This window comes from Microbacterium phyllosphaerae (assembly GCF_017876435.1).
Lineage (GTDB): Bacteria > Actinomycetota > Actinomycetes > Actinomycetales > Microbacteriaceae > Microbacterium > Microbacterium phyllosphaerae.
In genome coordinates this window covers 3,241,061-3,263,714 of record NZ_JAGIOA010000001.1, presented here as the reverse complement: position 1 = coordinate 3,263,714, position 22,654 = coordinate 3,241,061, and the positions used below count along the sequence as shown (strand labels likewise).

The following is a 22,654-nucleotide window of genomic DNA, read 5'->3' as shown; positions in this document are numbered from 1 at the left end:
GGTCAGTCGTGCCGTGACCGCGAACTAGACTGTCGTGGTGACCGAAACCGTCGATGTCGTCTTGATCGGTGGTGGCATCATGAGCGCCACCCTGGGTACCCTTCTGCACGAGCTGCAGCCGGATTGGAAGATCGTCGCGTTCGAGCGACTCTCCGATGTGGCTCAGGAGTCGTCCAACCCGTGGAACAACGCGGGCACGGGCCACGCGGCGCTCTGCGAGCTGAACTACATGCCGCAGCAGAAGGGCGCTCCTCTCGACCCCGCCAAGGCCGTCTCGATCAACGAGCAGTTCCAGCAGAGTCGTCAGTTCTGGTCGTCGCTGGTCGACAGGGGAGTGCTCGACGCCCCCTCGACTTTCATCAACGCCACGCCGCACATGACGTTCGTGCGCGGCGAGAAGGATGTCGCGTACCTCAAGGACCGCTACGAGGTGCTGAAGAAGCAGCCCCTGTTCGACGGCATCGAGTACAGCGAGGATTCCCGCGTCATCAACAAGTGGGCGCCGCTGCTCATGCAGCAGCGTCGCAAGGGCGAGCCGTTCGCCGCGACACGCGTGCCCGCCGGCACCGATGTCGACTTCGGTGCGCTGACGCACCAGCTCTTCGACCACCTCACGGACTCGGGCGTGGCGCTGCGCACCAACCACGAGGTCAAGAGCCTGAAGAAGCAGAAGGACGGCACCTGGCTCATCAACTACCGCACGACCATCGGGCGCACGCCGAACCAGATCAAGGCGCGTTTCGTGTTCGTCGGCGCCGGTGGCTGGGCTCTCAAGCTGCTGCAGCGCTCGGGCATCCCCGAGATCAAGGGCTACGGCGTCTTCCCGATCGGCGGTCAGTTCCTCAAGACCTCCGACCCGAAGATCGTCGCCCAGCACAAGGCCAAGGTCTACTCGCAGGCGTCCGTCGGGGCCCCGCCCATGTCGGTGCCGCACCTCGACACGCGTGTGGTCGACGGCGAGGCCTCGCTGATGTTCGGACCGTTCGCGACGTTCAGCCCCAAGTTCCTCAAGAACGGGTCGATGCTCGACATCGTGTCGCAGGTGCGCACGCACAACCTGTGGCCGATGCTGCGGGTCGCCTTCGCGAACCCCGACCTCATCACCTATCTGGTGGGCGAGCTGCTCAAGAACCATGCGAAGAAGGTCGACAGCCTCCGCACGTTCATGCCGACCGCCAAGGATGAGGACTGGACCCTCATCGACGCCGGTCAGCGCGCGCAGGTGATGAAGAAGGATGCCAAGAAGGGCGGCATCCTGCAGTTCGGCACCGAGGTCGTCTCGGCAGCCGACGGGTCGATCGCCGGCCTGCTCGGCGCCTCGCCGGGAGCATCCACCGCCGTGCCGATCATGCTCGACCTGCTCAAGAAGTGCTTCCCCGCCGAGTACCCCGGCTGGGAGTCCGAGCTGCGCGAACTGATCCCGACGTTCGGCGAGCAGCTGAACAAGGACGCCGCTCTCGCCGCGAAGTCGACCTCCGCGACGGCGGCGACGCTCGGCATCAACGAGTGACCGGCCTGTGGCGAAGCTCTACTTCCGCTACGGGGCGATGAACTCGGGCAAGTCCACTTCGCTGCTCCAGGCTGCGTACAACTACGAGGAACGCGGTCAGCACGTGCTGCTCGCCAAGCCCGAGATCGACACCAAAGGCGCGTCGCAGATCGACAGCCGACTCGGTGTGTCGCGCGACGTCGACTTCCTCGTCGGGCCCGAGGACGATGTCCGCGCGCTGTTCGCGACGCACCGCGAACGTGTTCGCCGGGCCACTGAAGACGAGCTGCTGCCCAGCGGCCCGGTCGACGTCGCCTGTCTTCTGATCGACGAGGCGCAGTTCCTCACCGCCGAGCAAGTCGACGATCTGTTCCGCATCGCGATCGAAGACGGCATCCCGGTGATGGCGTACGGCATCCGCAACGACTTCCTCACCCACGCGTTCCCCGGCTCGGCGCGCCTGCTCGCGATCTCCCACTCCCTCGAAGAGCTCAAGACGATCTGCCGCTGCGGACGCAAGGCCGTCTTCAACGGCCGTGTGATCGGCGGACGATTCGTGTTCGACGGCGACCAGGTGGCGATCGACGAGGGCGCCGACGGGTCCGCGGCGCCCGAGCTCACGACCTACGAGTCGCTGTGCGGAGCGTGCTACCTCGACGAGTCCGGCGGACGCCTGGGCTGAGAGCCCACCGCCGGTGCCCCGCCCTTCGGGTGGTGATCTCGTGCGCCCGGATTGCGTGGTCTGACCACACGCGCTACTGTGGTCAGACCACATGAGGGCGTCGGTGATCGACCCCCGCAGACACGCGAACGACGAGGAGAGCGGATGCCGGAGCAACCCGCACGCGCCTGGCGTCTCGTGCTCGAACATGTCGAACGCGACCTGCTCGACGGGCGCCTCGGCCCCGGTGACCGACTCGCGTCCGAGCGCGACCTCGCCGCCGACCTCGGAGTGGGGCGCTCGAGCGTCCGAGAGGCGCTGCGCGTGCTCGAGGTCATGGGTCTGATCCGCACGGCGACGGGCTCAGGGCCGCAGTCGGGAGCGATCGTCATCGCCACCCCGTCCGGTGGCATGTCGACGCTGCTGCGGCTGCAGGTCGCCGCTCAGGGATTCCCTCTGACCGATGTCGTGCAGACGCGACTGCTGCTCGAGGATGCGGTCGCCGCAGCCCTGGCGCAGCACAGCGATCCTGATCTCACGCACGCCCACAGCGTGCTCGACGCGATGGATGCCGAGGGGCTGACCCCCGGCGAGTTCCTGGCGCTCGACGCACAGCTGCACCTCGCCCTCGCCGAGTCCAGCGGCAACACCGTCGTCGCGGCGATCATGGCGGGGCTCCGCACCTCGATCGAGTCGTATGTGCAGGAGGGGGCCACGGCCATCGCCGACTGGGATGCCATGGCGGCCGTCCTGCGATCCGAGCACCGCGCGATCGTCGCGGCCATCGCCGCGGGTGATGCGCCGACGGCTCAGGCACTCGTGCGCGCCCACATCACCGGCTACTACACCGCGGCGGGGCTCACCCGCGGCACCCGATCCACCGACTGAGAGGACACGAGATGGTCCAGCGCCAGCTTCCCAACCCCGTAGAGCTGCTCGAGCTCATGAAGTTCAAGAAGCCCGAGTTCGACGGCAAGAAGCGCCGCCTCGACTCGGCACTCACGATCGACGACCTGCGCACCATCGCGAAGCGCCGCACGCCGAAGGCCGCGTTCGACTACACCGACGGGGCTGCGGAGGGCGAGCTGTCGCTCACGCGTGCGCGCCAGGCCTTCCAGGATGTCGAGTTCCACCCCGGCATCCTCCGCCCGGCGCCGACCGTCGACACGTCCGTCGACATCCTCGGGGGCCCGTCCGCGCTTCCCTTCGGCATCGCGCCGACCGGGTTCACCCGCCTGATGCAGACCGAGGGCGAGATCGCGGGCGCCGGCGCCGCAGCCGCCGCCGGCATCCCGTTCACTCTGTCGACGCTCGGCACGACCTCGATCGAGGGTGTGAAGGCCGCGAACCCGCACGGCCGCAACTGGTTCCAGCTGTACGTCATGCGCGACCGCGAGATCTCGTACGAGCTGACCCGTCGTGCCGCCGCCGCCGGTTTCGACACCCTGCAGTTCACGGTCGACACCCCGGTCGCCGGAGCGCGGCTGCGCGACAAGCGCAACGGCTTCAGCATCCCGCCGCAGCTGACGCTCGGAACGATCGTCAACGCCATCCCTCGTCCGTGGTGGTGGTACGACTTCCTCACCACGCCCAAGCTCGAGTTCGCGTCGCTGAGCACCACCGGCGGCACCGTCGGAGAGCTGCTCGACGCGGCGATGGACCCGACGATCAGCTACGACGACCTCGCGGTGATCCGCGACATCTGGCCCGGCAAGATCGTGATCAAGGGCGTGCAGAACGTCGAGGACTCGGTGCGGCTGCGTGACGCCGGTGTCGACGGCATCGTGCTGTCGAACCACGGCGGGCGCCAGCTCGACCGTGCGCCGATCCCGTTCCACCTGCTGCCCGAGGTGCGCAAGGCCGTGGGCGACGACTTCACCGTCATGATCGACACCGGCATCATGAACGGCGCCGACATCGTCGCCGCCGTCGCACTCGGTGCCGACTTCACGCTCATCGGCCGCGCCTACCTGTACGGGCTCATGGCGGGTGGCCGTCAGGGCGTCGACCGCACGATCAGCATCCTCCGCACCGAGATCGAGCGCACCATGCGCCTGCTGGGTGTCGCCTCGCTCGCCGAGCTCGAGCCCGCGCACGTCACGCAGCTCACGCGCCTCGTTCCGGTGGCGCGCGCCGCGTCCGACGTCGTCGTCGGCTGACCCTCACACCGCGGACTCGGCGACCCGCCGGGTCCGCGGTGGCCAGGGCACGAGCATCGACGTCGTCCGACGGTACTCGGCGTACGCGGGGTACTTTCCCGCGGTGATCGACTCGGTGAAGACCGTCGAGCCTATGAATAGGATGCTGAGCAGGAACGGTCCGATGATCGACCAGTTCAACGCCCCGCCGAGCAGGCCTTCGCCCGAGGCCACGGCGGCCGTCGCGCCGATCGCGTAGAGCGCCCACCACTGGCTCTGCTCGAAGAAGAAGTTGGGGTGCCTGCTGTAGCGGAACAGTCCTTCGGTCGCGAAGCCGGGAGCGAGTGCGCCGCCTGTCTGCTTCTTGCGCCGGTGGAACTCCCACTGCTGTTGGTCGGCGACCGTCTCGCCGAGCAGCAGCGCGAGGAAGACCGCGGCGAACACGAGGTCCCACGCGTTCAGCGGAGCCGGATGCTGCAGGGCGATCTCAGCCGGGAGCGTGATGAGCACGAGCAGCGTCATCTGATACCCGATGATGAACAGCAGATTGAAGAGCTGGAACTGCCACGGCTTCATGCGTCCGCGCAGGATCGCCCACCGGTAGTCCTCCATGCCGGTGTATCCGCCCTTGCGGGCGAAGTTGAAGGTCAGACGCGCACCCCACATGGTCACGAGAACGGCCATCAGCACCAGACGGCCGGCGTCGCCGCCGCCCGCGAGTGCCGCACCGGCGAAGATCCACACGTAGACGACGGGCACGATCGACCAGGCGCGGTCGACCCACGAGGTGTCGCGGGTCACGAGAGACAGGATCCAGCAGGCCGCGCTCGCGACAGCTGCGGTCAGGATGACGATGAGCAGCGGTTCCATACCGACATGCTAGAACTCCGCCGCACGCGCGGGGTGTAGGCAGCCGTCAGAGCGTGGGGAGGAGTGCGTCGAGCTTGTCGGCGGTGTCCTCCCAGCCCTCCACGGCCACCGACGGCACACCGATCGCGAGCACCGGGTAGTCGTTGCCGCCCTCGTCGAGACGGTCGCCGTAGAACAGCATGGAGGTCAGGGGGATACCGGTGTGCTCGGCGAGCTGTCGCATGCCGTATGCCTTGTCGATTCCTGCGAGCGTGATGTCGATCGAGGTCGATCCGCCCGAGCGCACCTCGAGGTCGGGAAGTCGGGTGGCGACGGCATCCCGCAGCGCCTCCCGCTTCGCGCCGCTCGGGTCCCAGTCGCGCTTGGCGTCGTGCGGTGCCTTCTGGCCGAGAGCCGAGAACGTGATCTGCGAACCGCGGTCCTCGAGGATCTCACCCCAGGGCTGGGATTCCCACAGCCCCAGGCGCTCCGCCTCCTCGCGCAGCGCACTCAGCGCTCGCGCCTTCTGCTCCGCGCTGAGATCCTGCGCGTACACCGGAGCGAATCCTGTGCCGTCCCACCGCAGGTACCGCGTTCCGCAGGTGGGGAGCAGGTGCAGTCGAGCGGCGGCCGTCGCATCGATGTCGCCGAGCTTCGCGATCACCTGCGAGCGGAACTGGGCCTCGTTGCCTCCCGAGATGATCGCGACATCGACCTTCGAGAGTAACGCGAGCAGCAGACGGGCGATCCGCGGGTCGATCGCGGCCTTGGAGGCGGCGAGGGTGTCGTCGAGATCGAAGGCGACCAGAGCAGGCGAGGTCATGATGCTTCCTGGGTATGTGGCGGACGGGAAGTGGGATGCGGGGCGAACAGCAGCGTTCCGGCGATCGCGATGAAGACGCCGATCAGGGCGCCGCCCGAGTTCGCGACGACGTCGGTGATCGTCGCAGCGCGGTGGGGGAGGGCGAGCCGCTGTGCGATCTCGATCGTGAGCGACAGCACAGGACCCGCGACCACCGCGAGAAGCCAGAGGCGGCGCGGCACGAGGACGAACGCGAGGATGCCGACCGGCACGAACACGAGCACATTCGCGATGATCTCGAGGCGCGTGAAGTCGAGCGACTCCCAGCCCAGGCGGTGAGCCGCCGAGAGCACGAGATCGAGCAGGTTCGGCATCGTCTCCTCCACACGCGCGGGCGTCAGCGTGAGCAGGGCGAGACCTACGAGGAACGGGATGCCGAGACCGAGTGCGATGCCGCGGGTGAGGCGGCGCGGGGGAGGGAACAGGTTGCTCACGCGGTCCCTTTCGCCTCGGTCCTGGTACAGAGAAGGCCGCCCGTGAGGGCGGCCTTCCGGTGTTACTGGTCGGGGTGACAGGATTTGAACCTGCGACCTCTTCGTCCCGAACGAAGCGCGCTACCAAGCTGCGCCACACCCCGTTTTGCAACCCTCCGAGTCTACAGCGAAATGGTCTCAGCGCCGAATCGAGGGCTCATCCGCGCGCCGTGAGTGTCAGCAGCGTCGCCTCGGGGCGGCACGCGAGACGCACGGGAGCGTAGATCGAGTGACCGCAGCCGGCGCTGACGTTGAGCGGGACGGTGCGCCCGCCCTGCGTCCAGGTGCTGAGGCCCTTGGCCTGCTTCAGCGGTATGTCGCAGTTCGCGACCAGGGCGCCGAAGCCGGGCAGGCACACCTGGCCGCCGTGCGTGTGGCCGCCGAAGATCGCGTCGGCGCCGAGCTCGATGTACCGGTTCATCACGCGCTGGTAGGGCGCATGCGTGACGCCGAGCACGGAGGTCGCGGCATCCTGCGGGCCGAGGGCCCTGATCGCGGCGGGGAGGTCTTCGAGCCGGTCCCACTGCCGGTGCGCGTCGCTCACGCCGAAGAAGTCGAGCGGGTTCCCTGCGACAGTGAGCCGCGCGGCGGTGTTGTTCAGATCCGTCCAGCCGAGCTCGTCGGTGAAGTACGCATCCATCGCATCCGTGTCGAGGAACGTCGGTTCGGTGTGCCGTTTCGATGGTCCGGCGAAGTAGCGGATCGGGTTGCGTGGGGCGGGGCCGTTCACATCGTTCGAGCCGTGCACGAACACACCGGGGATGCCGGCGAAGGGCTCGAAGGCCCGACGGATGCCTGCGAGGCCGTCGCGGTGCCCGAGGTTGTCACCGGTGTTGATCACGAGGTCGGGCTTCAACTGCGCGAGAGAGGCGAGCCAGTCCTGCTTGCGGTGCTGCCACGGTGCCATGTGCGCGTCCGAGATGTGCAGCACGCGCAGGGGGGAGGAGCCGGGTGCGAGTGCGGATGCCGTCGCCTCCCGCACCGTGAAGAGGTAGCGCTCGATGCCGATGCCCCAGACGGCGGCCGCAGCACCAGCGGCCCCCACCGCGCCGAGCGCGATGAGGGCCGGGTGTGCCGTGCGTCGTGAGGTCACTGACACGTGACCTTGACGGTCGTGCTCTTGTTCGCTGCGGCGTTGGCGGCGGGTGAGGTCGACGCGACCTTCGCCCCGTTGCCGTTGCATGACCCGTCGAAATCGATCGATGTGAAGCCGGCGCCGAACAGTGCTTCCTGTGCCTTCTCTCTCCCCTGCCCCGTGATGTCGGGCACGGTCGCACCCTGTCCGTTGCTCGGCGAGAGCGTGATGGTCGCACCGTTCGGGGCCTGACCGGCAGGGTCCTGCGCCACGACGATGTTGGTCGCCTTGTCGCTGTCGACCGCGGCGCCGACCGTGACCTGGAATCCCTTGTCCTTCAGAGTCGCCGTGGCCTCTTCGACCGTCTGTCCGACGACGTTCGGCACGTCGGTCAGCACCTGACGGATCAGCTTGTTGTCGGGCTCGGGGAACCGGTCGCCGCCGTAGACGTTGTTCGCCGCGCGTTGCATGTCCTTCGCCACGTAGTAGCGCATCTCGTTCAGCGCGGTGCCGTTCCAGCCCTGGTTCAGGATGCTCGCCTGGCCTTCTGAACGTCCGACCCACACCGCGGTGGTGACCTTCGTGCTGGACTCGATCATCATGGTTCCCCACTTCTCGTGGGTACCGGTCTTTCCGATCACAGGGACGCCGTCGTTGTTGTTCGCTTTGGCGCCGGTTCCACCGTTCATGACGCCTTGGAGGGCGTACGCCGCGGTCGCAGCGACCTCGGGGGTGATGACCTGCGAGCACTTCGATTCGGGGACGGGCAGTTCGTTGCCGTCGGCGTCGACGACCCGGTCGATGGACTTCGGAGTGCAGTAGATCCCCTTGTTCGCGACTGTGGCGTAGGCGCCTGCCATGGCGAGCGGTGAGATGTACTTCGATCCGAGGATGTCGTACGGCACGGGCGGGTCGTCTGTCGTCTTGTCCCCGTTGGCGAGGGTGACGCCCATGCGATCGGCGACTCCATTGATCTCGCAGAGGTCCAGCTTCTCCGCCATCGCGAGGTAACCGCTGTTGAGCGAGTCTCTGGTGAAGCGCATCACCGTGCCGGTGTAGCCGCCCTGCCGATTGAAGTTGTCGATCTTCGTCGTGTTGGTGATGCTGTCGTCGCCGCACTTGAAGTTCCTGAACACCCGGTTGTTGGCGTTCAGCGTCTCCCGCACGGAGTGCCCGTTCTCAAGCCAGTCGATCAGCGTGAACAGCTTGTAGGTCGACCCGACGGAGAAGCCGTTCGATCCGCCGTGCGCCTTGTCTGTCGCGAACACGAGGGCGCTGTACGCCTGGTCGCCCGTAACCGTTTCGCTGAAAGTGGTGTTCTGGGTGATCGCGAGAACGCGGCCGGTGCTCGTTTCGAGCGAGACACCGGCTGCTCCGAAGTACTGGTTGTCATAGCCGGCCGGCACGATGTTGCGCATGCTCTCCGCGGCAGCGGTCTGGATGTCGATGTTCATCGTCGTGTAGATCTTCAGGCCGCCCTGGCGCAGCAGATCCTTGCGCGCCGTCGCGTCCTCGCCGAATGCCGGATCGGTCAGCACGACCGACTTCACGTACTCGCAGAAGTAGGCGCTGCGCGCGACGTTGCCTGCGGAGACACAGCCCTGTGTGGGCTGTGTGATCGCGGGGGTGATGGGGGAGGCATCCGCCTCGTCGAACTGCGCCTGCGTGATCTTGCCGAGCGTGAGCATGCGGTCGAGCACGTAGTGACGGCGATCCAGCGTCTGGGCGTAGCCGTCTTCCTCGGTGTTGTGCGCGACGCCGTCCTTGTCGGTCCACGTGCCCGCGGGCTTGTCGATCCGGTACTGGTTCGGGTTCTGCACCATGCCGGCGATCGTGGCTGCCTGGGCAGCCGTCAGCTTCGCCGCGGTGGTGGAGAAGTAGTAGTTGGCGGCGGCCTCGATGCCGTAGACCGTGCCGCCGAAGTTCGCGATGTTGAGGTACCCGAGAAGGATGTCGTTCTTCGAGTACTCCTTCTCGATCTGCAGGGCGTAGCGCATCTCCTGCAGCTTGCGCTCGATGCCCTTGGCGCCGTCGGCGTTCGTCGCCTCGGTCCAGCACTTCTGGAGGTCGTCGGCATACGTGCCGGATGCGGGGTCGGCCTCCTGCTCGCACTCCTGGATCAGCACGTTCTTCACGTACTGCTGCGTGATGGTCGACGCGCCTCGGTCGTCGGTGCCTCGGAGGTTGTCGACCAGAGCCTTGGCCGTCGCGCCGACGTTGACGCCGCCGTGGCTGAAGTAGTCCTTGTCCTCGCTCGAGAGGATCGCGTCGTAGACGACCGGGTTGATCTGGTCGTACGTCAGCGGGATGCGGTTCTGCTCGTAGAACGACGCCAGCTCGACGGGATTCTTGTCGGCGTCCATCGCGTAGATGGTCGACTGCTCCATCGGACGGTTCACCTGGAGGTTCGCGGGGAGCTTCTCGAAGATGGTGAGGGCCTGGGATCCGGCGATACCCGTCATGGCGAGAACAGGGGTGACGCTGGCCGCGACGAGGAGACCGGCGACGGCGCTGAGCCCGACGAGTCCGAGGACTCCGCCGAGCGCACCTTTCACCGTGCGATTCTTTTGAGGCATACGCTGATCGTAGGGGAGTTCCCTGAATACCGCCTTTGACGCACCCGCGCGCGCGAGTGCTGCCAGACAGGAGTGCCATGACCACGTGGGAGTACCTGACCACCCCGCTGCTGATCCACAACACCGCTGCGATCCTCAACAACTGGGGCAAGCAGGGATGGGAGCTCGTGCAGGTCATCCAGGGACCCGAAGGAGGCCTCGTCGCCTACTTCAAGCGCCCGGTGACGGCGCAGTCCACGGGAAATGCCGGACTCGCTGCCGCCGCCGAGGCGTCTCGCCAGTTCGAGGGAGGGGCGGCATGAGCGTCTCCTCGCGTCTCGCCGAGCTCGGCATCGAGCTGCCCGTCGTCGCCGCCCCCGTCGCGGCGTACGTGCCGGCCGTCGTGCATGACGGACTCGTCTACACCTCGGGTCAGCTCCCGTTCTCCGGTGGCGCGCTGCCCGCCACCGGCAAGGTCGGCGCCGAGGTCGGCGCCGATGACGCGAATGCCTACGCACGCACCTGCGCCCTGAACGCTCTCGCGGCCGCCGCCGCGGCAGCCGGTGGCGTCGACAGGATCGCCGGAGTCCTCCGGGTCGGCGGATTCGTGGCATCCACGCCCGATTTCAGCGGCCAGCCCGGCGTGATCAACGGTGCGAGCCTCGTGCTGGGCGAGATCTTCGGCGAGGCCGGACAGCACGTCCGCGCGGCCGTCGGCGTGCCGGTGCTGCCCCTCGACAGCCCGGTCGAGGTCGAGGTCACCTTCATCCTCGCCTGAGCCCGCTCTCACGCAGAACGCCCCCACCCGATGAGGACATCGGATGGGGGCGTTCTTCGTCGGATTACTTGACCTGAGCCGAGATGATGCTCATCACGGCCGTGTCGGCCAGGGTCGTGGTGTCGCCGACCTCGCGGCCCTCCGCGACATCGCGCAGCAGGCGTCGCATGATCTTGCCGGAGCGTGTCTTCGGCAGCTCGCCGACGATGTAGACGTCGCGGGGCCGTGCGATCGCACCGATCTGCTCGCCCACCCACAGGCGCAGCTGCTGGGCGAGGCCCGCCGGGTCGTGAGCCGAGAGATAGCTCTCCTTGATGATCACGAACGCGACGACGGCCTGGCCGGTGGTCTCGTCTGCGGCGCCGACCACCGCGGCCTCGGCCGTGGCCTCATGCGCGACCAGGGAGGATTCGATCTCGGCCGTCGAGAGGCGGTGGCCCGACACGTTCATCACGTCGTCGACGCGTCCGAGCAGCCAGAGGTCGCCGTCGGCATCCAGGCGCGCTCCGTCGCCGGCGAAGTAGTAGCCCTGCTTCTCGAACTTCTCCCAGTAGGTCTCGCGGTAGCGCTCGGGGTCGCCCCAGATGCCGCGGAGCATGCTCGGCCACGGCTCGGTGATCACGAGCAGGCCGCCGTTGCCGTTGCCGACCTCGACGCCCGACTCGTCGACGACGTCGATCGAGATGCCGGGGAGGGGGACCTGCGCCGAACCGGGCTTGGTCGCGGTGACGCCGGGAAGCGCCGAGACCATGATCGCGCCCGTCTCGGTCTGCCACCAGGTGTCGACGATCGGCGTCTTGCCTGCGCCGATCACATCGCGGTACCAGATCCAGGCCTCGGGGTTGATGGGCTCGCCCACCGATCCGAGCAGTCGCAGCGACGACAGATCGAACTTCGCGGGCACGCTGCGACCGATCTTCATGAACGAGCGGATCGCGGTCGGCGCGGTGTAGAAGATCGAGACCTTGTACTTCTCGATGATCTCCCACCAGCGACCGGGGTGCGGAGCATCCGGAGTGCCTTCGTAGATCACCTGGGTCGCGCCGTTGGCGAGGGGGCCGTAGGTGACGTAGCTGTGGCCGGTGATCCAGCCGATGTCGGCCGTGCACCAGTAGACGTCGGTCTCGGGATGCAGGTCGAACACGTACTTGTGCGAGTACGCGGCCTGGGTGAGGTAGCCGCCGGACGTGTGCAGGATGCCCTTCGGCTTTCCGGTGGTGCCCGAGGTGTAGAGGATGAACAGCGGGTTCTCGGCGGGGAACGCCTCAGCGGTGTGCTCGTCAGATGCCGCGGGAACGACCTCGTGCCACCAGAGGTCGCGGCCCTCTCGCCACTCGACCTCGTTCTCGCCGCGGCGGACGACGAGCACGTGCTCGACCGTCTGCTGCTCACCGTCGCCGCGGTCGGCGAGGGCCTGGTCGACGGCAGGCTTGAGAGCGGACACGCGACCCTTGCGATAGCCGCCGTCGGCGGTGATCACGAGCTTCGCGCCGGCGTCGTCGATGCGCGAACGCAGGCTGTCGGCGCTGAAACCGCCGAACACGACCGAATGGATGGCTCCGACGCGCGCGACGGCGAGCATCGATGCGACCGCCTCGGGGATCATCGGCAGGTAGATCGCGACGCGGTCGCCGTGGCCGACGCCGAGGCCCTCGAGCACGTTGGCGACGCGTTTGACCTCTTCGGTCAGCTCGGCGTATGTGATCGAGCGGGAGTCGCCGGGCTCGCCCTCCCAGTGGAGCGCGACGCGGTCGCCGTTGCCCGCCTCGACGTGACGGTCGAGGCAGTTGTAGGCCACATTGAGCTCGCCGTCGTCGAACCATTTCGCGAACGGGGGCGTCGACCAGTCGAGCACCTGCGTGAAGGGCTTGTGCCACTCGAGCAGCTCGCGCGACTGCTCTGCCCAGAACGCCTCGCGGTCTGCCGCGGCGTTCTCGTACAGGGCCGGCGACGAGACCGACTGGGCGACGAATTCGTCGGACGGCGGGAACTGGCGGGTCTCATCGAGAAGATGATCGATCTGGCTGCTCATCGGCAGGCGCTCCTTTGCGGCATGGCAGGTACTGCGGGCATGACCGTACGGGGGCACGATCAGGTCAGGGCGAATCTAGTCCCGGCCACCGACGTCGCATACTGTCGAAAGTAGGTAGTGCGACGGGTTTTGTCAGGACGCTTGCCTTGCGTACACTCGACGACAGCCGAATTCTCATTCTGGCCTTGGCGTGCCCGATTCCCCCATCAGGGGACGCCGTGGGCGGCATCTCATTCCCCCCGTGAGGTGCCGCCCTTCTCTGCATGTGAGCGCTCCCAGGGCCCACCTGATCGATGCACCGCAGCCGGAATCGGCTCTGCACGGATGCGGCGGCGACGCAGTTGCTCACAGGAGGCGTCCACACCGAGCGCACCGACGGCTCTCCGTCGGTCATGCCGCCTAGTTTCGGGGGATGCCTGATCCCTTCGTCATCCGCCCGCGTGCCGCGTCGGCACCGAGCCCCGGTGTGCCGGCCGTCGGCCATGCCCCGCTCGACATCGACCCGGTCTTCGGGCCGCTCGCCGAGTACTGCCGCGATGACGACGTCACCGACATCTTCGTCAACGGCGCCGCCGGTCTCTTCGTCGACCGTGGCCACGGCGCGGAACCGGTGCCGGCATGGAGCGCCTCCGAACGCGAGGTGCGCGATCTCGCGGTGGCGCTCGTCGGACTCGGCGGCCGGCATCTCGACGACCAGGCGCCATGCGTCGACGTACGACTGCAGACCGGCATCCGCGTGCACGCGGTGCTCGCGCCGATCTCGACGTCGGGGACGTCGCTGTCGATCCGCGTTCCGAGAGTGCGTGCCGCCGATCTCGACGCCCTTGCAGACCTCGGGGCGTTCGACGCGCGGCAGCACAGCTGGCTGCTCACACTGGTGGCCGAGCGCGCGAACATCCTCATCACCGGCGGCACCGGCACAGGAAAGACGACGCTGCTCTCCGCCCTGCTCTCCGCGGCGCCCGCCTCGGAGCGGATCGTCACGATCGAGGACGTCGCTGAGCTGCGACCGAGGCATCCGCACCACGTCGCGCTCGAAGCACGCCAGTCGAACCTCGAAGGCGCGGGCGGCATCAGCCTGGCCCGTCTCGTGCGGGAGTCGCTGCGCATGAGGCCGGATCGGCTCGTCGTGGGGGAGTGCCGAGGGGAGGAGGTCAGAGAGCTGCTGACCGCGCTGAACACGGGGCACGACGGAGGAGCGGGCACTCTGCACGCGAGCGGTCTGAACGATGTACCCGCGCGGCTCGAGGCGCTCGGTGCGCTCGCCGGCATGGATGCCACGGCACTCGCCCGTCAGGTGGTGAGCGCGTTCACCGTCGTCCTGCACCTGGAGCGCTCACCCGGAGGGCAGAGGCGAATCACGCAGGCCGGGGAGTTCGCCGTGGTCGGCGACCGACTCGGCATCGCGGAAGTGCGACCGTGGTGAGGGGGAGGGCGCGGCGGGAAGAGCCGAGCGGCGGGGCCGACGCGGCGACGGCGGTGCAGACGCTCGCAGTGCTACTGCAGGCCGGGGCTGTTCCGATGGTCGCCTGGCGTCACCTCGCCTCGATCGGCGACGTGCATGCCGCAGCGGTCGTCGAGCGCGTCGACGAGGGTGTTCCGCTGGTCGCCGCGATCGAGGCCGAAGGCGGCGCATGGCGAGACCTGGCCGCCGCCTGGGAGATCGCGACGACCGTGGGTGCCCCGCTCGCCGAGGTACTGCGGATGATCGCCGAGACGCTCCGCGACGCCGCTGCGGCAGCCGATGACGTGCGCATCGCGCTGGCCGAGCCGGCGGGCACGGCGCGACTGCTGCTGTGGATGCCGTTCGCGGGGCTGCTGCTCGGCTTCGCCCTGGGGTTCGACACCCTGGGCGTGATCGTCGGCACCCCGGCCGGGGCCGGATGCGTCGTCGCCGGAGTTCTGCTCGTGCTCGTCGCGCGTGCCTGGACCGCACGACTTCTCAGGCGTGCCCGCCCGGAGGCCGGCACCCCCGGGATGCAGGCCGAGCTGATGGCCGTCGCGCTGTCGGGAGGCGCATCGATACCGCGCGCGCTGCACCTCGTGGCGGAGACCCCCGCGACGAGACGCGGTGATGACGCCCGCATCCGTTCGGTGCTCGAGCTGTCGACGTCGGCCGGCGTGCCGGCCGGTGAACTGCTGCGTGCCTCCGCCGCACAGGACAGGCATGCCTCTCGAATCGATGGCCGCATGCGAGCGGCCAGGCTCTCGACGAAGCTCCTCATCCCCCTCGGTGTCTGCACGCTGCCCGCGTTCCTGCTGCTCGGCGTCGCCCCTCTGCTGCTCAGCGTGCTCGCCTCGACCCCGCTGCCGCTGTGACCGCTGCCACTGTGACCGCTGCCGAAACACACCGGATGCACGTCGCATCCACCCACAGAAAGAAGGAACCCATGAACGCCATCCCTCCGCTCACCCGCGGCCGCGCTGCCACTCTCTTCGGAGACGACACCGGCGCCGCCACCGCCGAGTACGCGATCACGACCATGGCGGCCGTCGCCTTCGCCGGCCTGCTCGTCGTGATCATGCGCTCCGACGAGGTGCGAGGCATCCTCACCGACCTGGTGCGTCGGGCCCTCACGGTGTCGTGATGCTCCCCGACCGAGACGGTGAACGCGGATCCGTGGCGGCAGAGCTCGCGCTCGCCCTCCCGGCCGTCGTCCTCGCCCTCCTGCTCGGAGCGGGAGCACTCGGCGCCGCCGCTCGGCAGGTCGCGCTGCAGGATGCGACCGCCGATGCCGCACGGCTTCTCGGCCGAGGGGAGGACGACGGGGCAGCGGCGCACGCGGTGACCGCAGCTGTGCCCGGAGCGGGGATGACGAGCTCGTCTTCCGGAGATCTCGTGTGCGTGTCCGCACGCACCGACTACGCGATCGGCGGATTCATCAGGCTCGGGTTGCAGGCGTCGAGTTGCGCGCTCGGTGGCGGGCTGTGATGCCCACGAGCGGACGGAGGGGGCGCTGATGGCCGGATCAGCTCTCGCCGCGGGCCTCCTCTCGATCGCAGCGGCCCTCTCTCTGGGGCTCGCGGCCGTCGGGGGAGCGGCGGTCACGGCGCAGCGCGCCGCCGGGGCCGCCGACGCTGCAGCGCTCGCCGCAGCGGACGCCGCCAGTGGAGCGATCGTGACGGGAGACGACCCGTGCACCCTCGCCGCACGTGTCGCCGCGGCCTCGGGGGCGACGCTCACCGCGTGCGCCCTCGACGGCTTCGTGGCGACCGTGCAGGTGAACGCGGCGTACGCTGGACTCGCTGCCGTCTCCCGAGCCCGTGCTGGGCCACCCGAGGGATCCTGACGGCGGCACGAAGCACTTTCCCGCGAAAATGCAGGCGACCTCTGTGACCAACCCATCACGGCGGTGTGTATGGTGTGCTTCGAAGAAAGGATGCTCCCTTGGCTGAAGGCAAGAAGCTCGTCATCGTCGAGTCTCCGACGAAGATGCGGTCGATCCAGGGGTACCTCGGCGATGGCTACGAGGTGCTCAGCTCGGTCGGACACATCCGCGACCTCGCAGACAAGAAGGACATCCCCGCGGCCGACAAGCAGGCCTACGGGAAGTACTCGATCGACGTCGACAACGACTTCGACCCCTACTACGTGGTCTCCGATCGCAAGACGAAGACCGTCGCCGAGCTCAAGCGTGCGCTCAAGACGGCCGACGAGCTCCTGCTCGCCACTGATGAGGACCGCGAGGGCGAGGCCATCGCGTGGCATCTGCTCGAGACCCTGAAGCCCAAGGTCCCGGTCAAGCGCATGGTCTTCCACGAGATCACCAAGGACGCGATCCAGGCTGCCATCGGCAACACCCGCGAGCTCGACATCGACCTCGTCGACGCGCAGGAGACGCGCCGCATCCTCGACCGCCTCTACGGGTGGGACGTCTCGCCCGTGCTCTGGTACAAGGTCAAGACCGGCCTTTCGGCAGGACGCGTGCAGTCCGCCGCGACCCGCATGATCGTCGAGCGCGAACGCGAGCGCATGGCGTTCGTGTCGGCCGAGTACTGGGACGTCGAGGCGCTCGCCTCGTCGTCGTCCGGATTCAAGGTGCGCCTGGTTCGCGTCGACGGTGGCCAGCTCGCCCGCGGCACGGACTTCGACGACGACGGAAAGCTCAAGAAGGCCGTCGTCATCCTCGACGAGAAGAAGGCCGCTGCTCTGGCGCACGCGGTCGACGCGGCTGGCACCGGTGCGGTGACGAAGGTCGAGGCGAAGCCCGGAACCCGCAGCCCGTACGCCCCCTTCACGACCTCCACCATGCAGCAGGAGGCAGGACGCAAGCTCTCGATGAGCGCCAAGCAGGCGATGAGCGTCGCCCAGCGTCTGTACGAAAAGGGCTACATCACCTATATGCGTACCGACTCCGTGGCGCTGAGCACGCAGGCGGTGCAGGCTGCGCGCAGCCAGGCCGTCGCGCTCTACGGCGACTCGGCGGTGCCGCTCAAGCCCCGCGTCTACAAGTCGAAGAGCAAGAACGCGCAGGAGGCGCACGAGGCGATCCGACCCTCGGGCGAGAACTTCCGCACCCCGAAGTCGGTCGCCTCCGAGCTCGACCGCGAGGAGCACCGTCTCTACGACCTGATCTGGAAGCGCACCGTCGCCAGCCAGATGGCCGACGCCAAGTACGAGACCACGACGGTCACGATCCTCGTCGATGCGGCGGGGCAGAAGGCCGAGTTCACGGCATCCGGAACCGTGTACACCTTCAAGGGCTTCCTCGAGGCCTATGAAGAAGGACGCGACGAGAAGCGCAACGACAAGGACACCGACGAGAACCAGTCGCTGCCGATCGTCGCCGTCGGCGACGAGCTGCGCATGTCGGAGTCCGAGGCCAAGGGGCACCGCACGACCCCGAAGCCGCGTTACACCGAGGCATCCCTGGTCAAGGCGCTCGAGGAGCACGGCATCGGACGCCCGTCGACGTTCGCGAGCATCATCGGCACCGTGATCGATCGCGGCTATGCGACCAAGCGCGGCCAGGCCCTCGTGCCTACGTGGCTCGCGTTCAGCGTCGTCCGTCTGCTCGAAGAGCACTTCGCCGACCTCATCGACTACGACTTCACGGCCGCGCTCGAAGACGACCTCGATGCGATCGCCCGCGGCGAGCAGAAGCGCGTCGAGTGGCTGCGCTCCTTCTATTACGGCTCGGATTCGCACGTCGGCCTGCGTCAGACCGTCGACAACCTCGGCGAGATCGATGCGCGTGCCCTGAACTCGACGCCGATCACCGAGACGGCGACGCTGCGTTTCGGCAAGTACGGTCCGTACCTCGAGGTCGCGAACCCCGAGGCTCCCGACGAGAAGCCCCGCATCGTCAACGTGCCGGAAGACCTCGCGCCCGACGAGCTCACGGCGGCCAAGGCACAGGAGCTCATCGATGCTCCCGTCGCCGGCGATCGCGTGCTCGGAACCAACCCCGACAACGGCAAGATCGTCGTCGTCAAGGACGGACGCTTCGGTCCGTACGTGCAGGAGACCGACCCGGTGTCTGAAGACGCCGCGGTCGACGAGGCGACCGGCGAGGTCGTCGAGGCACCCAAGCCGAAGCGCGGCGCGAAGAAGGATGCGGCACCGAAGCCCCGCACCGCCTCGCTGTTCCGGTCGATGTCGGTCGACACTATCGAGCTCGACACCGCGCTGCAGCTGCTCAGCCTGCCTCGCGTCGTGGGTGCCGACCCCGAGACCGGCGACGAGATCACCGCGCAGAACGGTCGTTTCGGTCCGTACCTCAAGAAGGGCACCGACTCCCGGTCGCTCGAGAGCGAATCGCAGATCTTCGATGTGACCCTCGAGAAGGCCCTCGAGATCTACGCGCAGCCGAAGTACGGAGCCGGATCCCGCCGTGCGTCGAGCGCGCTCGCCGAGTTCGAGGCCGACCCGGTCAGCGGCAAGCCGATCCGCATCCGCGACGGTCGCTTCGGCGCGTACGTCACCGATGGCGAGACCAACGTGACGATCCCCCGCGGCCAGAAGGTCGAGGACATCACCTTCGAGATCGCCGTGCAGATGCTGGCGGACAAGCGTGCCAAGGGGCCGGCTCCCAAGCGGGGAGCGGCCAAGAAGGCTCCCGCCAAGAAGCCCGCGGCCAAGAAGGCGCCTGCGAAGAAGGCGCCTGCGAAGAAGGCTCCCGCGAAGAAGACCACCGCCGCGAAGGCATCTGCGACGGATGCCGAGAAGGCCGCCGCTCGTTCCGCCGCGGCCAAGAAGGCAGCGGCCACACGCGCCGCGAACGCTGCGAAGAAGGCCGGTTCGTGACGTCGGAGTCCGGCGTCTGGATCACGCTCGAAGGCGGAGACGGCTCGGGCAAGACCACTCAGTCGAACCTGCTCGCCGAGTGGCTGATCGATGAAGGCCGCACGGTGGTGCGCACCCGCGAGCCCGGCGGCTCGGAGGTCGGACAGCTGATCCGCGACATCGTTCTGCACCATCGCGGTGACATCGCCCCGCGTGCCGAAGCGCTTCTCTATGCCGCAGATCGGGCGCACCACGTGGCGACAGTCGTCCGACCGGCGCTCGCCCGCGGCGAGGTCGTGCTGCAGGACCGATACCTCGACTCCTCCGTGGCGTACCAGGGGGCTGGTCGTGTGCTCGACGGCGACGAGATCCGCAACCTCTCGCTGTGGGCCGCAGAGGGTGCGCTTCCCGATCTCACCGTGCTGCTCGACCTCGATCCCGAGTCTGCACGCGTGCGCCTCGACTCCGCAGACAAGCCTTTCGATCGGCTCGAGGCCGAGAAGACCGAGTTCCATGCGCGCGTGCGAGACGCGTATCTGCGCCTCGCGGATGCGGAGCCCGAGCGGTTCCTCGTGCTCGACGCCTCGGCGACACCCGAGGCCATCGCCGCGCAGATCCGCGAACGCGTCTCGACCCTGCTCGGCTGAGGGCTTTCGCGCCTGCTGGTCGCGCATTCGACCACGCGCGTCGATCCATCCGCGGGCTCCTCGTCGTTCGGCGCGCTCGCCTTCGGCCGGGAGTGCCGCCGACGTCGGTGCTCCCGATTAGGCTGAGACCATGCCCCAGACTGTCGCCGCCCCGTTCCCGTGGGCCGATGTGTGGGGGCAGGACGCCGCGGTCGAGACGCTGCGCAACGCGGCATCCGACCCGACGGCTCTGTCGCATGCGTGGCTGATCACCGGGCCTCCCGGGTCAGGGCGCTCCACGCTCGCCCACGCCTTCGCCGCCGCGCTGGTCGCGGATCATCCCGACGACGAAGCGGCGATGCGACAGGTGCTCGCCGGAACCCACCCCGACGTGACGGCGCTGCGCACCGACAAGGTCATCATCACGATCGCCGAGGCCCGCGCCCTGGTCGAGCGTTCGTACTTCGCACCGTCCGCGGGGCGCTACCGGGTGATCGTCGTCGAGGATGCCGATCGCATGGTCGAGCGCACCTCCAACGTCCTCCTGAAGGCGCTCGAGGAACCGCCCGAGCAGACCGTCTGGATCCTCTGCGCGCCCAGTGAGGCCGATCTGCTGCCCACCATCCGCTCGCGGGTGCGCTCGCTGCGACTGCGCGAGCCCGACGTCGCAGACGTGGCGCGGCTGATCACGCTGCGCACCGGGGTCGACGAGGCGATCGCCGAACAGGCTGCACGGCATGCGCAGCGACACATCGGCATGGCCCAGCGTCTGGCGACCGATGACGCCGCGCGCAGGCGCCGTGACGAGACCCTGCGATCCGTGCTGGGGGTGCGCGGGGTCAGCGACGCGGTCGAGGTCGCCGGGCGCATCATCCAGGCGGCCACAGACGATGCCAAGGCTCTCACCGCCGAACGCGATGCGGCCGAGCGCGCCAATCTGCTGCGCATGGTCGGCATCGCAGAGGGGCAGGCAGTTCCGCCGGCACTGCGCAGCCAGATCTCCGCGCTCGAAGACGATCAGAAGAAGCGTGCGACCCGCAGCCTGCGCGACGGCATCGACAGGGTCCTGACCGATCTGCAGTCGCTCTTCCGTGATGTGGTCATGCTGCAGTTCGGCCGGGACGCCGAGCTGATCAACCGTGAGCTGCGCGAAGAGCTGGCGGCGCTGGCGGCCGCATGGCCCGAGACCCGTACCCTTGTCGTACTCGACCACCTTGCCGATACGCGCCAGTCGCTGGAGCGCAACGTCGCACCACTGCTCGCCCTCGAGAGCTTGCTCGTGACTGTCACGAGCGGGAGGACACCGTGAACACTCGACCGACTTCCCGCATCCGTCGCGCCGTGGCGGTGATCGCCGGTCTCGCCGCGGCATCCGTCGCACTGTCCGGGTGCCTGTACGCGATGATCCCCGAGGGTGCCGAGCCCAAGCCTTCGGTCACCAACGCACCCGACACCGAGGGCGTCGCGGAAGACCTGATGCCGTTCTACGGGCAGACGCTCGCGTGGACCGAGTGCGGCACGGGCTTCGACTGCACCGACGTGACCGCGCCCCTCGACTGGGAGAACCCTGACGACGGCGAGATCACCCTCTCCGTCGTGCGCCATCAGGCCACGGGGACCGCGCAGGGATCCCTGCTCACGAACCCCGGAGGGCCCGGCGCCAGCGGTGTGGAGCTCATCCGCGACAGCCTCGACTTCGCGGTCGGCGCCGACCTGATCGAGAACTACGACGTGATCGGTTTCGACCCCCGCGGCGTCGGACAGTCGACCGCCGTCACCTGCTTCGATGCCGCAGGCATGGACGACTACCTGTACTCGATCCCCGACGCACCCCGCGGCAGCGAGGACTGGGAGGCCGAGCTGCTCGAGGCGCACAAGGAGTTCGCCGACGCGTGCGAAGCGAACAGCGGTGGCATCCTTCCCTACATCACCACCATCAACGCAGCGCGGGACATGGATCTCATCCGTGCGGTTCTCGGTGACAGACAGCTCAACTACCTCGGCTACTCGTACGGCACGTTCCTCGGTGCCACCTATGCGAACCTCTACCCCGAGAAGGCGGGGCGCCTCGTGCTCGACGGCGCGATCGACCCGGCGGTGTCGGGTCTCGACGTGGGCGCGACTCAGGCGCTGGGGTTCGAATCGGCCCTGCGCGCGTATATGAAGGATTGCCTCGACTCGGGGGAGTGCCCGTTCAACGGCACTGTCGACGAGGCGATGGCCGACCTCGGCGCTCTGCTCTCGAGCGTCGATGCGAACCCGCTCGAGAACGGCGACGGGCGGATGCTCGGGGCCGACGCCCTCATGACCGGGATCATCGCGGCGCTCTATTCCGCCGACAGCTGGCAGTACCTGACCCAGGCCTTCGACGAGACGCTGCAGGGCGACCCCACGACGGCGTTCTTCCTCGCGGACTTCTACAACGGGCGCGAGGACGGCGCCTATCTCGACAACTCGAGCGAAGCCTTCCGCGCTTACAACTGCATGGACTATCCCGTCGAAGACGACCCTGCCGCCGAGGCCGCGAGCGACGCGAAGATCGCCGAGGGTGCGCCGACCATCGCGCCGTACTGGGACGGGCCGGACTCCTGCTCGGTGTGGCCGTACCCGCCCACCGGCACTCGGGGCGAGATCACCGCAGAGGGTGCGGGGCCGATCCTCGTCGTCGGTACCACCAACGATCCGGCCACGCCGTACGAGTGGTCGGAGTCGCTCGCCGACCAGCTCGAAGAGGGCGTGCTGATCACTCGCGTCGGCGAGGGACACACGGGATACAACAAGGGCAACACGTGTGTCGACAGTGCTGTGGAGGCCTTCCTCCTCGACGATGTCGTGCCCGAGGACGGCCTTCGCTGCGAGTGAGTCGGGCTCGATTCGCGGTGCGGCTCCG

General features: G+C 68.2%; 21 protein-coding genes and 1 tRNA gene. 15 read left to right on the top strand and 7 right to left on the bottom strand.

The features are described from left to right. The first annotated feature begins 37 nt into the window (after positions 1-37). From JOF42_RS15505 to JOF42_RS15490, 4 genes are all read left to right on the top strand, one after another. Positions 38-1,510 carry a malate:quinone oxidoreductase gene (locus JOF42_RS15505; RefSeq protein ID WP_210098648.1) on the top strand — a complete coding sequence of 491 codons (1,473 nt, stop codon included), beginning with the start codon at positions 38-40 and terminating at the stop codon, positions 1,508-1,510. Positions 1,511-1,517: 7 nt separating this feature from the next. Further along, a complete protein-coding gene (locus tag JOF42_RS15500; RefSeq protein WP_210098647.1) occupies positions 1,518-2,171 on the top strand; it encodes a thymidine kinase in 654 nt (217 codons plus the stop codon). Positions 2,172-2,315: 144 nt separating this feature from the next. Beyond that, positions 2,316-3,038: a FadR/GntR family transcriptional regulator gene (locus JOF42_RS15495; RefSeq protein ID WP_210098646.1), complete on the top strand. Its 723-nt coding sequence runs from the start codon at positions 2,316-2,318 to the stop codon at positions 3,036-3,038. 11 nt (positions 3,039-3,049) lie between these two features. Further along, entirely contained in the window at positions 3,050-4,309 is a 1,260-nt protein-coding gene (locus tag JOF42_RS15490; RefSeq protein ID WP_210098645.1) for an alpha-hydroxy acid oxidase, read from the top strand. A gap of 3 nt (positions 4,310-4,312) precedes the next feature. Here JOF42_RS15490 and JOF42_RS15485 read toward each other — a convergent pair whose 3' ends face one another. The 6 genes from JOF42_RS15485 to JOF42_RS15460 all read right to left on the bottom strand — a co-directional run bounded on the left by JOF42_RS15485 (position 4,313) and on the right by JOF42_RS15460 (position 10,123). Further along, on the bottom strand, positions 4,313-5,158 hold the full coding sequence (locus JOF42_RS15485) for a DUF1295 domain-containing protein (RefSeq protein WP_210098644.1): 846 nt from the start codon (positions 5,156-5,158) through the stop codon (positions 4,313-4,315). 46 nt (positions 5,159-5,204) lie between these two features. Then, positions 5,205-5,960 carry an HAD-IIB family hydrolase gene (locus JOF42_RS15480; RefSeq protein WP_210098643.1) on the bottom strand — a complete coding sequence of 252 codons (756 nt, stop codon included), beginning with the start codon at positions 5,958-5,960 and terminating at the stop codon, positions 5,205-5,207. Continuing rightward, the gene (locus JOF42_RS15475) at positions 5,957-6,433 is read right to left on the bottom strand and encodes a VanZ family protein (protein WP_210098642.1); all 477 of its coding nucleotides are present in this window, start codon (positions 6,431-6,433) and stop codon (positions 5,957-5,959) included. The genes JOF42_RS15480 and JOF42_RS15475 overlap by 4 nt, the downstream gene beginning before the upstream one ends. A 66-nt stretch (positions 6,434-6,499) precedes the next feature. After that, positions 6,500-6,576, bottom strand: a tRNA-Pro gene (locus JOF42_RS15470). Between the two features lie 53 nt (positions 6,577-6,629). Continuing rightward, positions 6,630-7,565, bottom strand: coding sequence for a metallophosphoesterase (locus JOF42_RS15465; RefSeq protein WP_307803621.1), 936 nt, complete (start codon positions 7,563-7,565; stop codon positions 6,630-6,632). Then, a complete protein-coding gene (locus JOF42_RS15460; protein ID WP_210098640.1) occupies positions 7,562-10,123 on the bottom strand; it encodes a transglycosylase domain-containing protein in 2,562 nt (853 codons plus the stop codon). Before JOF42_RS15460 ends, JOF42_RS15465 begins: the two co-directional genes overlap by 4 nt. Positions 10,124-10,200: 77 nt before the next feature. On the opposite strand from JOF42_RS15460, the gene sp36 reads away from it, so the two are divergent. Next, entirely contained in the window at positions 10,201-10,425 is a 225-nt protein-coding gene (gene sp36 / locus JOF42_RS15455; RefSeq protein WP_210098639.1) for a Sp36 family protein, read from the top strand. Beyond that, entirely contained in the window at positions 10,422-10,880 is a 459-nt protein-coding gene (locus tag JOF42_RS15450; RefSeq protein ID WP_210098638.1) for a RidA family protein, read from the top strand. Before sp36 ends, JOF42_RS15450 begins: the two co-directional genes overlap by 4 nt. Before the next feature lie 64 nt (positions 10,881-10,944). Here the strand turns inward: JOF42_RS15450 and acs are convergent, their stop codons facing one another. After that, positions 10,945-12,912, bottom strand: coding sequence for an acetate--CoA ligase (gene acs / locus JOF42_RS15445; RefSeq protein WP_210098637.1), 1,968 nt, complete (start codon positions 12,910-12,912; stop codon positions 10,945-10,947). A gap of 412 nt (positions 12,913-13,324) precedes the next feature. Between acs and JOF42_RS15440 the strand changes: the two genes are divergently transcribed. The 9 genes from JOF42_RS15440 to JOF42_RS15400 all read left to right on the top strand — a co-directional run bounded on the left by JOF42_RS15440 (position 13,325) and on the right by JOF42_RS15400 (position 22,626). Then, positions 13,325-14,338, top strand: coding sequence for a TadA family conjugal transfer-associated ATPase (locus JOF42_RS15440; protein ID WP_210098636.1), 1,014 nt, complete (start codon positions 13,325-13,327; stop codon positions 14,336-14,338). A gap of 53 nt (positions 14,339-14,391) precedes the next feature. Beyond that, positions 14,392-15,231 (top strand): type II secretion system F family protein, encoded by an 840-nt coding sequence (locus JOF42_RS15435; protein ID WP_307803620.1) that lies wholly within the window; start codon positions 14,392-14,394, stop codon positions 15,229-15,231. A gap of 71 nt (positions 15,232-15,302) precedes the next feature. Further along, complete coding sequence (locus JOF42_RS15430) at positions 15,303-15,500, top strand: DUF4244 domain-containing protein (RefSeq protein ID WP_210098634.1); 198 nt, start codon at positions 15,303-15,305, stop codon at positions 15,498-15,500. Beyond that, positions 15,500-15,844 (top strand): TadE family type IV pilus minor pilin, encoded by a 345-nt coding sequence (locus JOF42_RS15425; RefSeq protein ID WP_210098633.1) that lies wholly within the window; start codon positions 15,500-15,502, stop codon positions 15,842-15,844. The genes JOF42_RS15430 and JOF42_RS15425 overlap by 1 nt, the downstream gene beginning before the upstream one ends. Before the next feature lie 28 nt (positions 15,845-15,872). Then, the gene (locus tag JOF42_RS15420; protein ID WP_210098632.1) at positions 15,873-16,202 is read left to right on the top strand and encodes a helicase; all 330 of its coding nucleotides are present in this window, start codon (positions 15,873-15,875) and stop codon (positions 16,200-16,202) included. Positions 16,203-16,300: 98 nt separating this feature from the next. Then, entirely contained in the window at positions 16,301-19,159 is a 2,859-nt protein-coding gene (gene topA, locus JOF42_RS15415; protein ID WP_210098631.1) for a type I DNA topoisomerase, read from the top strand. After that, the gene (gene tmk / locus JOF42_RS15410; RefSeq protein WP_210098630.1) at positions 19,156-19,785 is read left to right on the top strand and encodes a dTMP kinase; all 630 of its coding nucleotides are present in this window, start codon (positions 19,156-19,158) and stop codon (positions 19,783-19,785) included. The genes topA and tmk overlap by 4 nt, the downstream gene beginning before the upstream one ends. Before the next feature lie 130 nt (positions 19,786-19,915). Then, positions 19,916-21,073 carry a DNA polymerase III subunit delta' gene (locus JOF42_RS15405; protein WP_210098629.1) on the top strand — a complete coding sequence of 386 codons (1,158 nt, stop codon included), beginning with the start codon at positions 19,916-19,918 and terminating at the stop codon, positions 21,071-21,073. Next, a complete protein-coding gene (locus JOF42_RS15400) occupies positions 21,070-22,626 on the top strand; it encodes an alpha/beta hydrolase (RefSeq protein WP_210098628.1) in 1,557 nt (518 codons plus the stop codon). Before JOF42_RS15405 ends, JOF42_RS15400 begins: the two co-directional genes overlap by 4 nt. Positions 22,627-22,654 lie beyond the last annotated feature (28 nt).

What these genes read in the sequence shown, in the direction of transcription:
- JOF42_RS15495 (WP_210098646.1), top strand. Translation starts at nt 2,316, where the DNA reads ATGCCGGAGCAACCCGCACGCGCCTGGCGTCTCGTGCTCGAACATGTC.
- JOF42_RS15490 (WP_210098645.1), top strand. Translation starts at nt 3,050, where the DNA reads ATGGTCCAGCGCCAGCTTCCCAACCCCGTAGAGCTGCTCGAGCTCATG.
- JOF42_RS15485 (WP_210098644.1), bottom strand. Translation starts at nt 5,158, where the DNA reads ATGGAACCGCTGCTCATCGTCATCCTGACCGCAGCTGTCGCGAGCGCG.
- JOF42_RS15480 (WP_210098643.1), bottom strand. Translation starts at nt 5,960, where the DNA reads ATGACCTCGCCTGCTCTGGTCGCCTTCGATCTCGACGACACCCTCGCC.
- JOF42_RS15460 (WP_210098640.1), bottom strand. Translation starts at nt 10,123, where the DNA reads ATGCCTCAAAAGAATCGCACGGTGAAAGGTGCGCTCGGCGGAGTCCTC.
- sp36 (WP_210098639.1), top strand. Translation starts at nt 10,201, where the DNA reads ATGACCACGTGGGAGTACCTGACCACCCCGCTGCTGATCCACAACACC.
- JOF42_RS15450 (WP_210098638.1), top strand. Translation starts at nt 10,422, where the DNA reads ATGAGCGTCTCCTCGCGTCTCGCCGAGCTCGGCATCGAGCTGCCCGTC.
- acs (WP_210098637.1), bottom strand. Translation starts at nt 12,912, where the DNA reads ATGAGCAGCCAGATCGATCATCTTCTCGATGAGACCCGCCAGTTCCCG.
- JOF42_RS15440 (WP_210098636.1), top strand. Translation starts at nt 13,325, where the DNA reads ATGCCTGATCCCTTCGTCATCCGCCCGCGTGCCGCGTCGGCACCGAGC.
- JOF42_RS15430 (WP_210098634.1), top strand. Translation starts at nt 15,303, where the DNA reads ATGAACGCCATCCCTCCGCTCACCCGCGGCCGCGCTGCCACTCTCTTC.
- JOF42_RS15425 (WP_210098633.1), top strand. Translation starts at nt 15,500, where the DNA reads ATGCTCCCCGACCGAGACGGTGAACGCGGATCCGTGGCGGCAGAGCTC.
- JOF42_RS15420 (WP_210098632.1), top strand. Translation starts at nt 15,873, where the DNA reads ATGGCCGGATCAGCTCTCGCCGCGGGCCTCCTCTCGATCGCAGCGGCC.
- JOF42_RS15405 (WP_210098629.1), top strand. Translation starts at nt 19,916, where the DNA reads ATGCCCCAGACTGTCGCCGCCCCGTTCCCGTGGGCCGATGTGTGGGGG.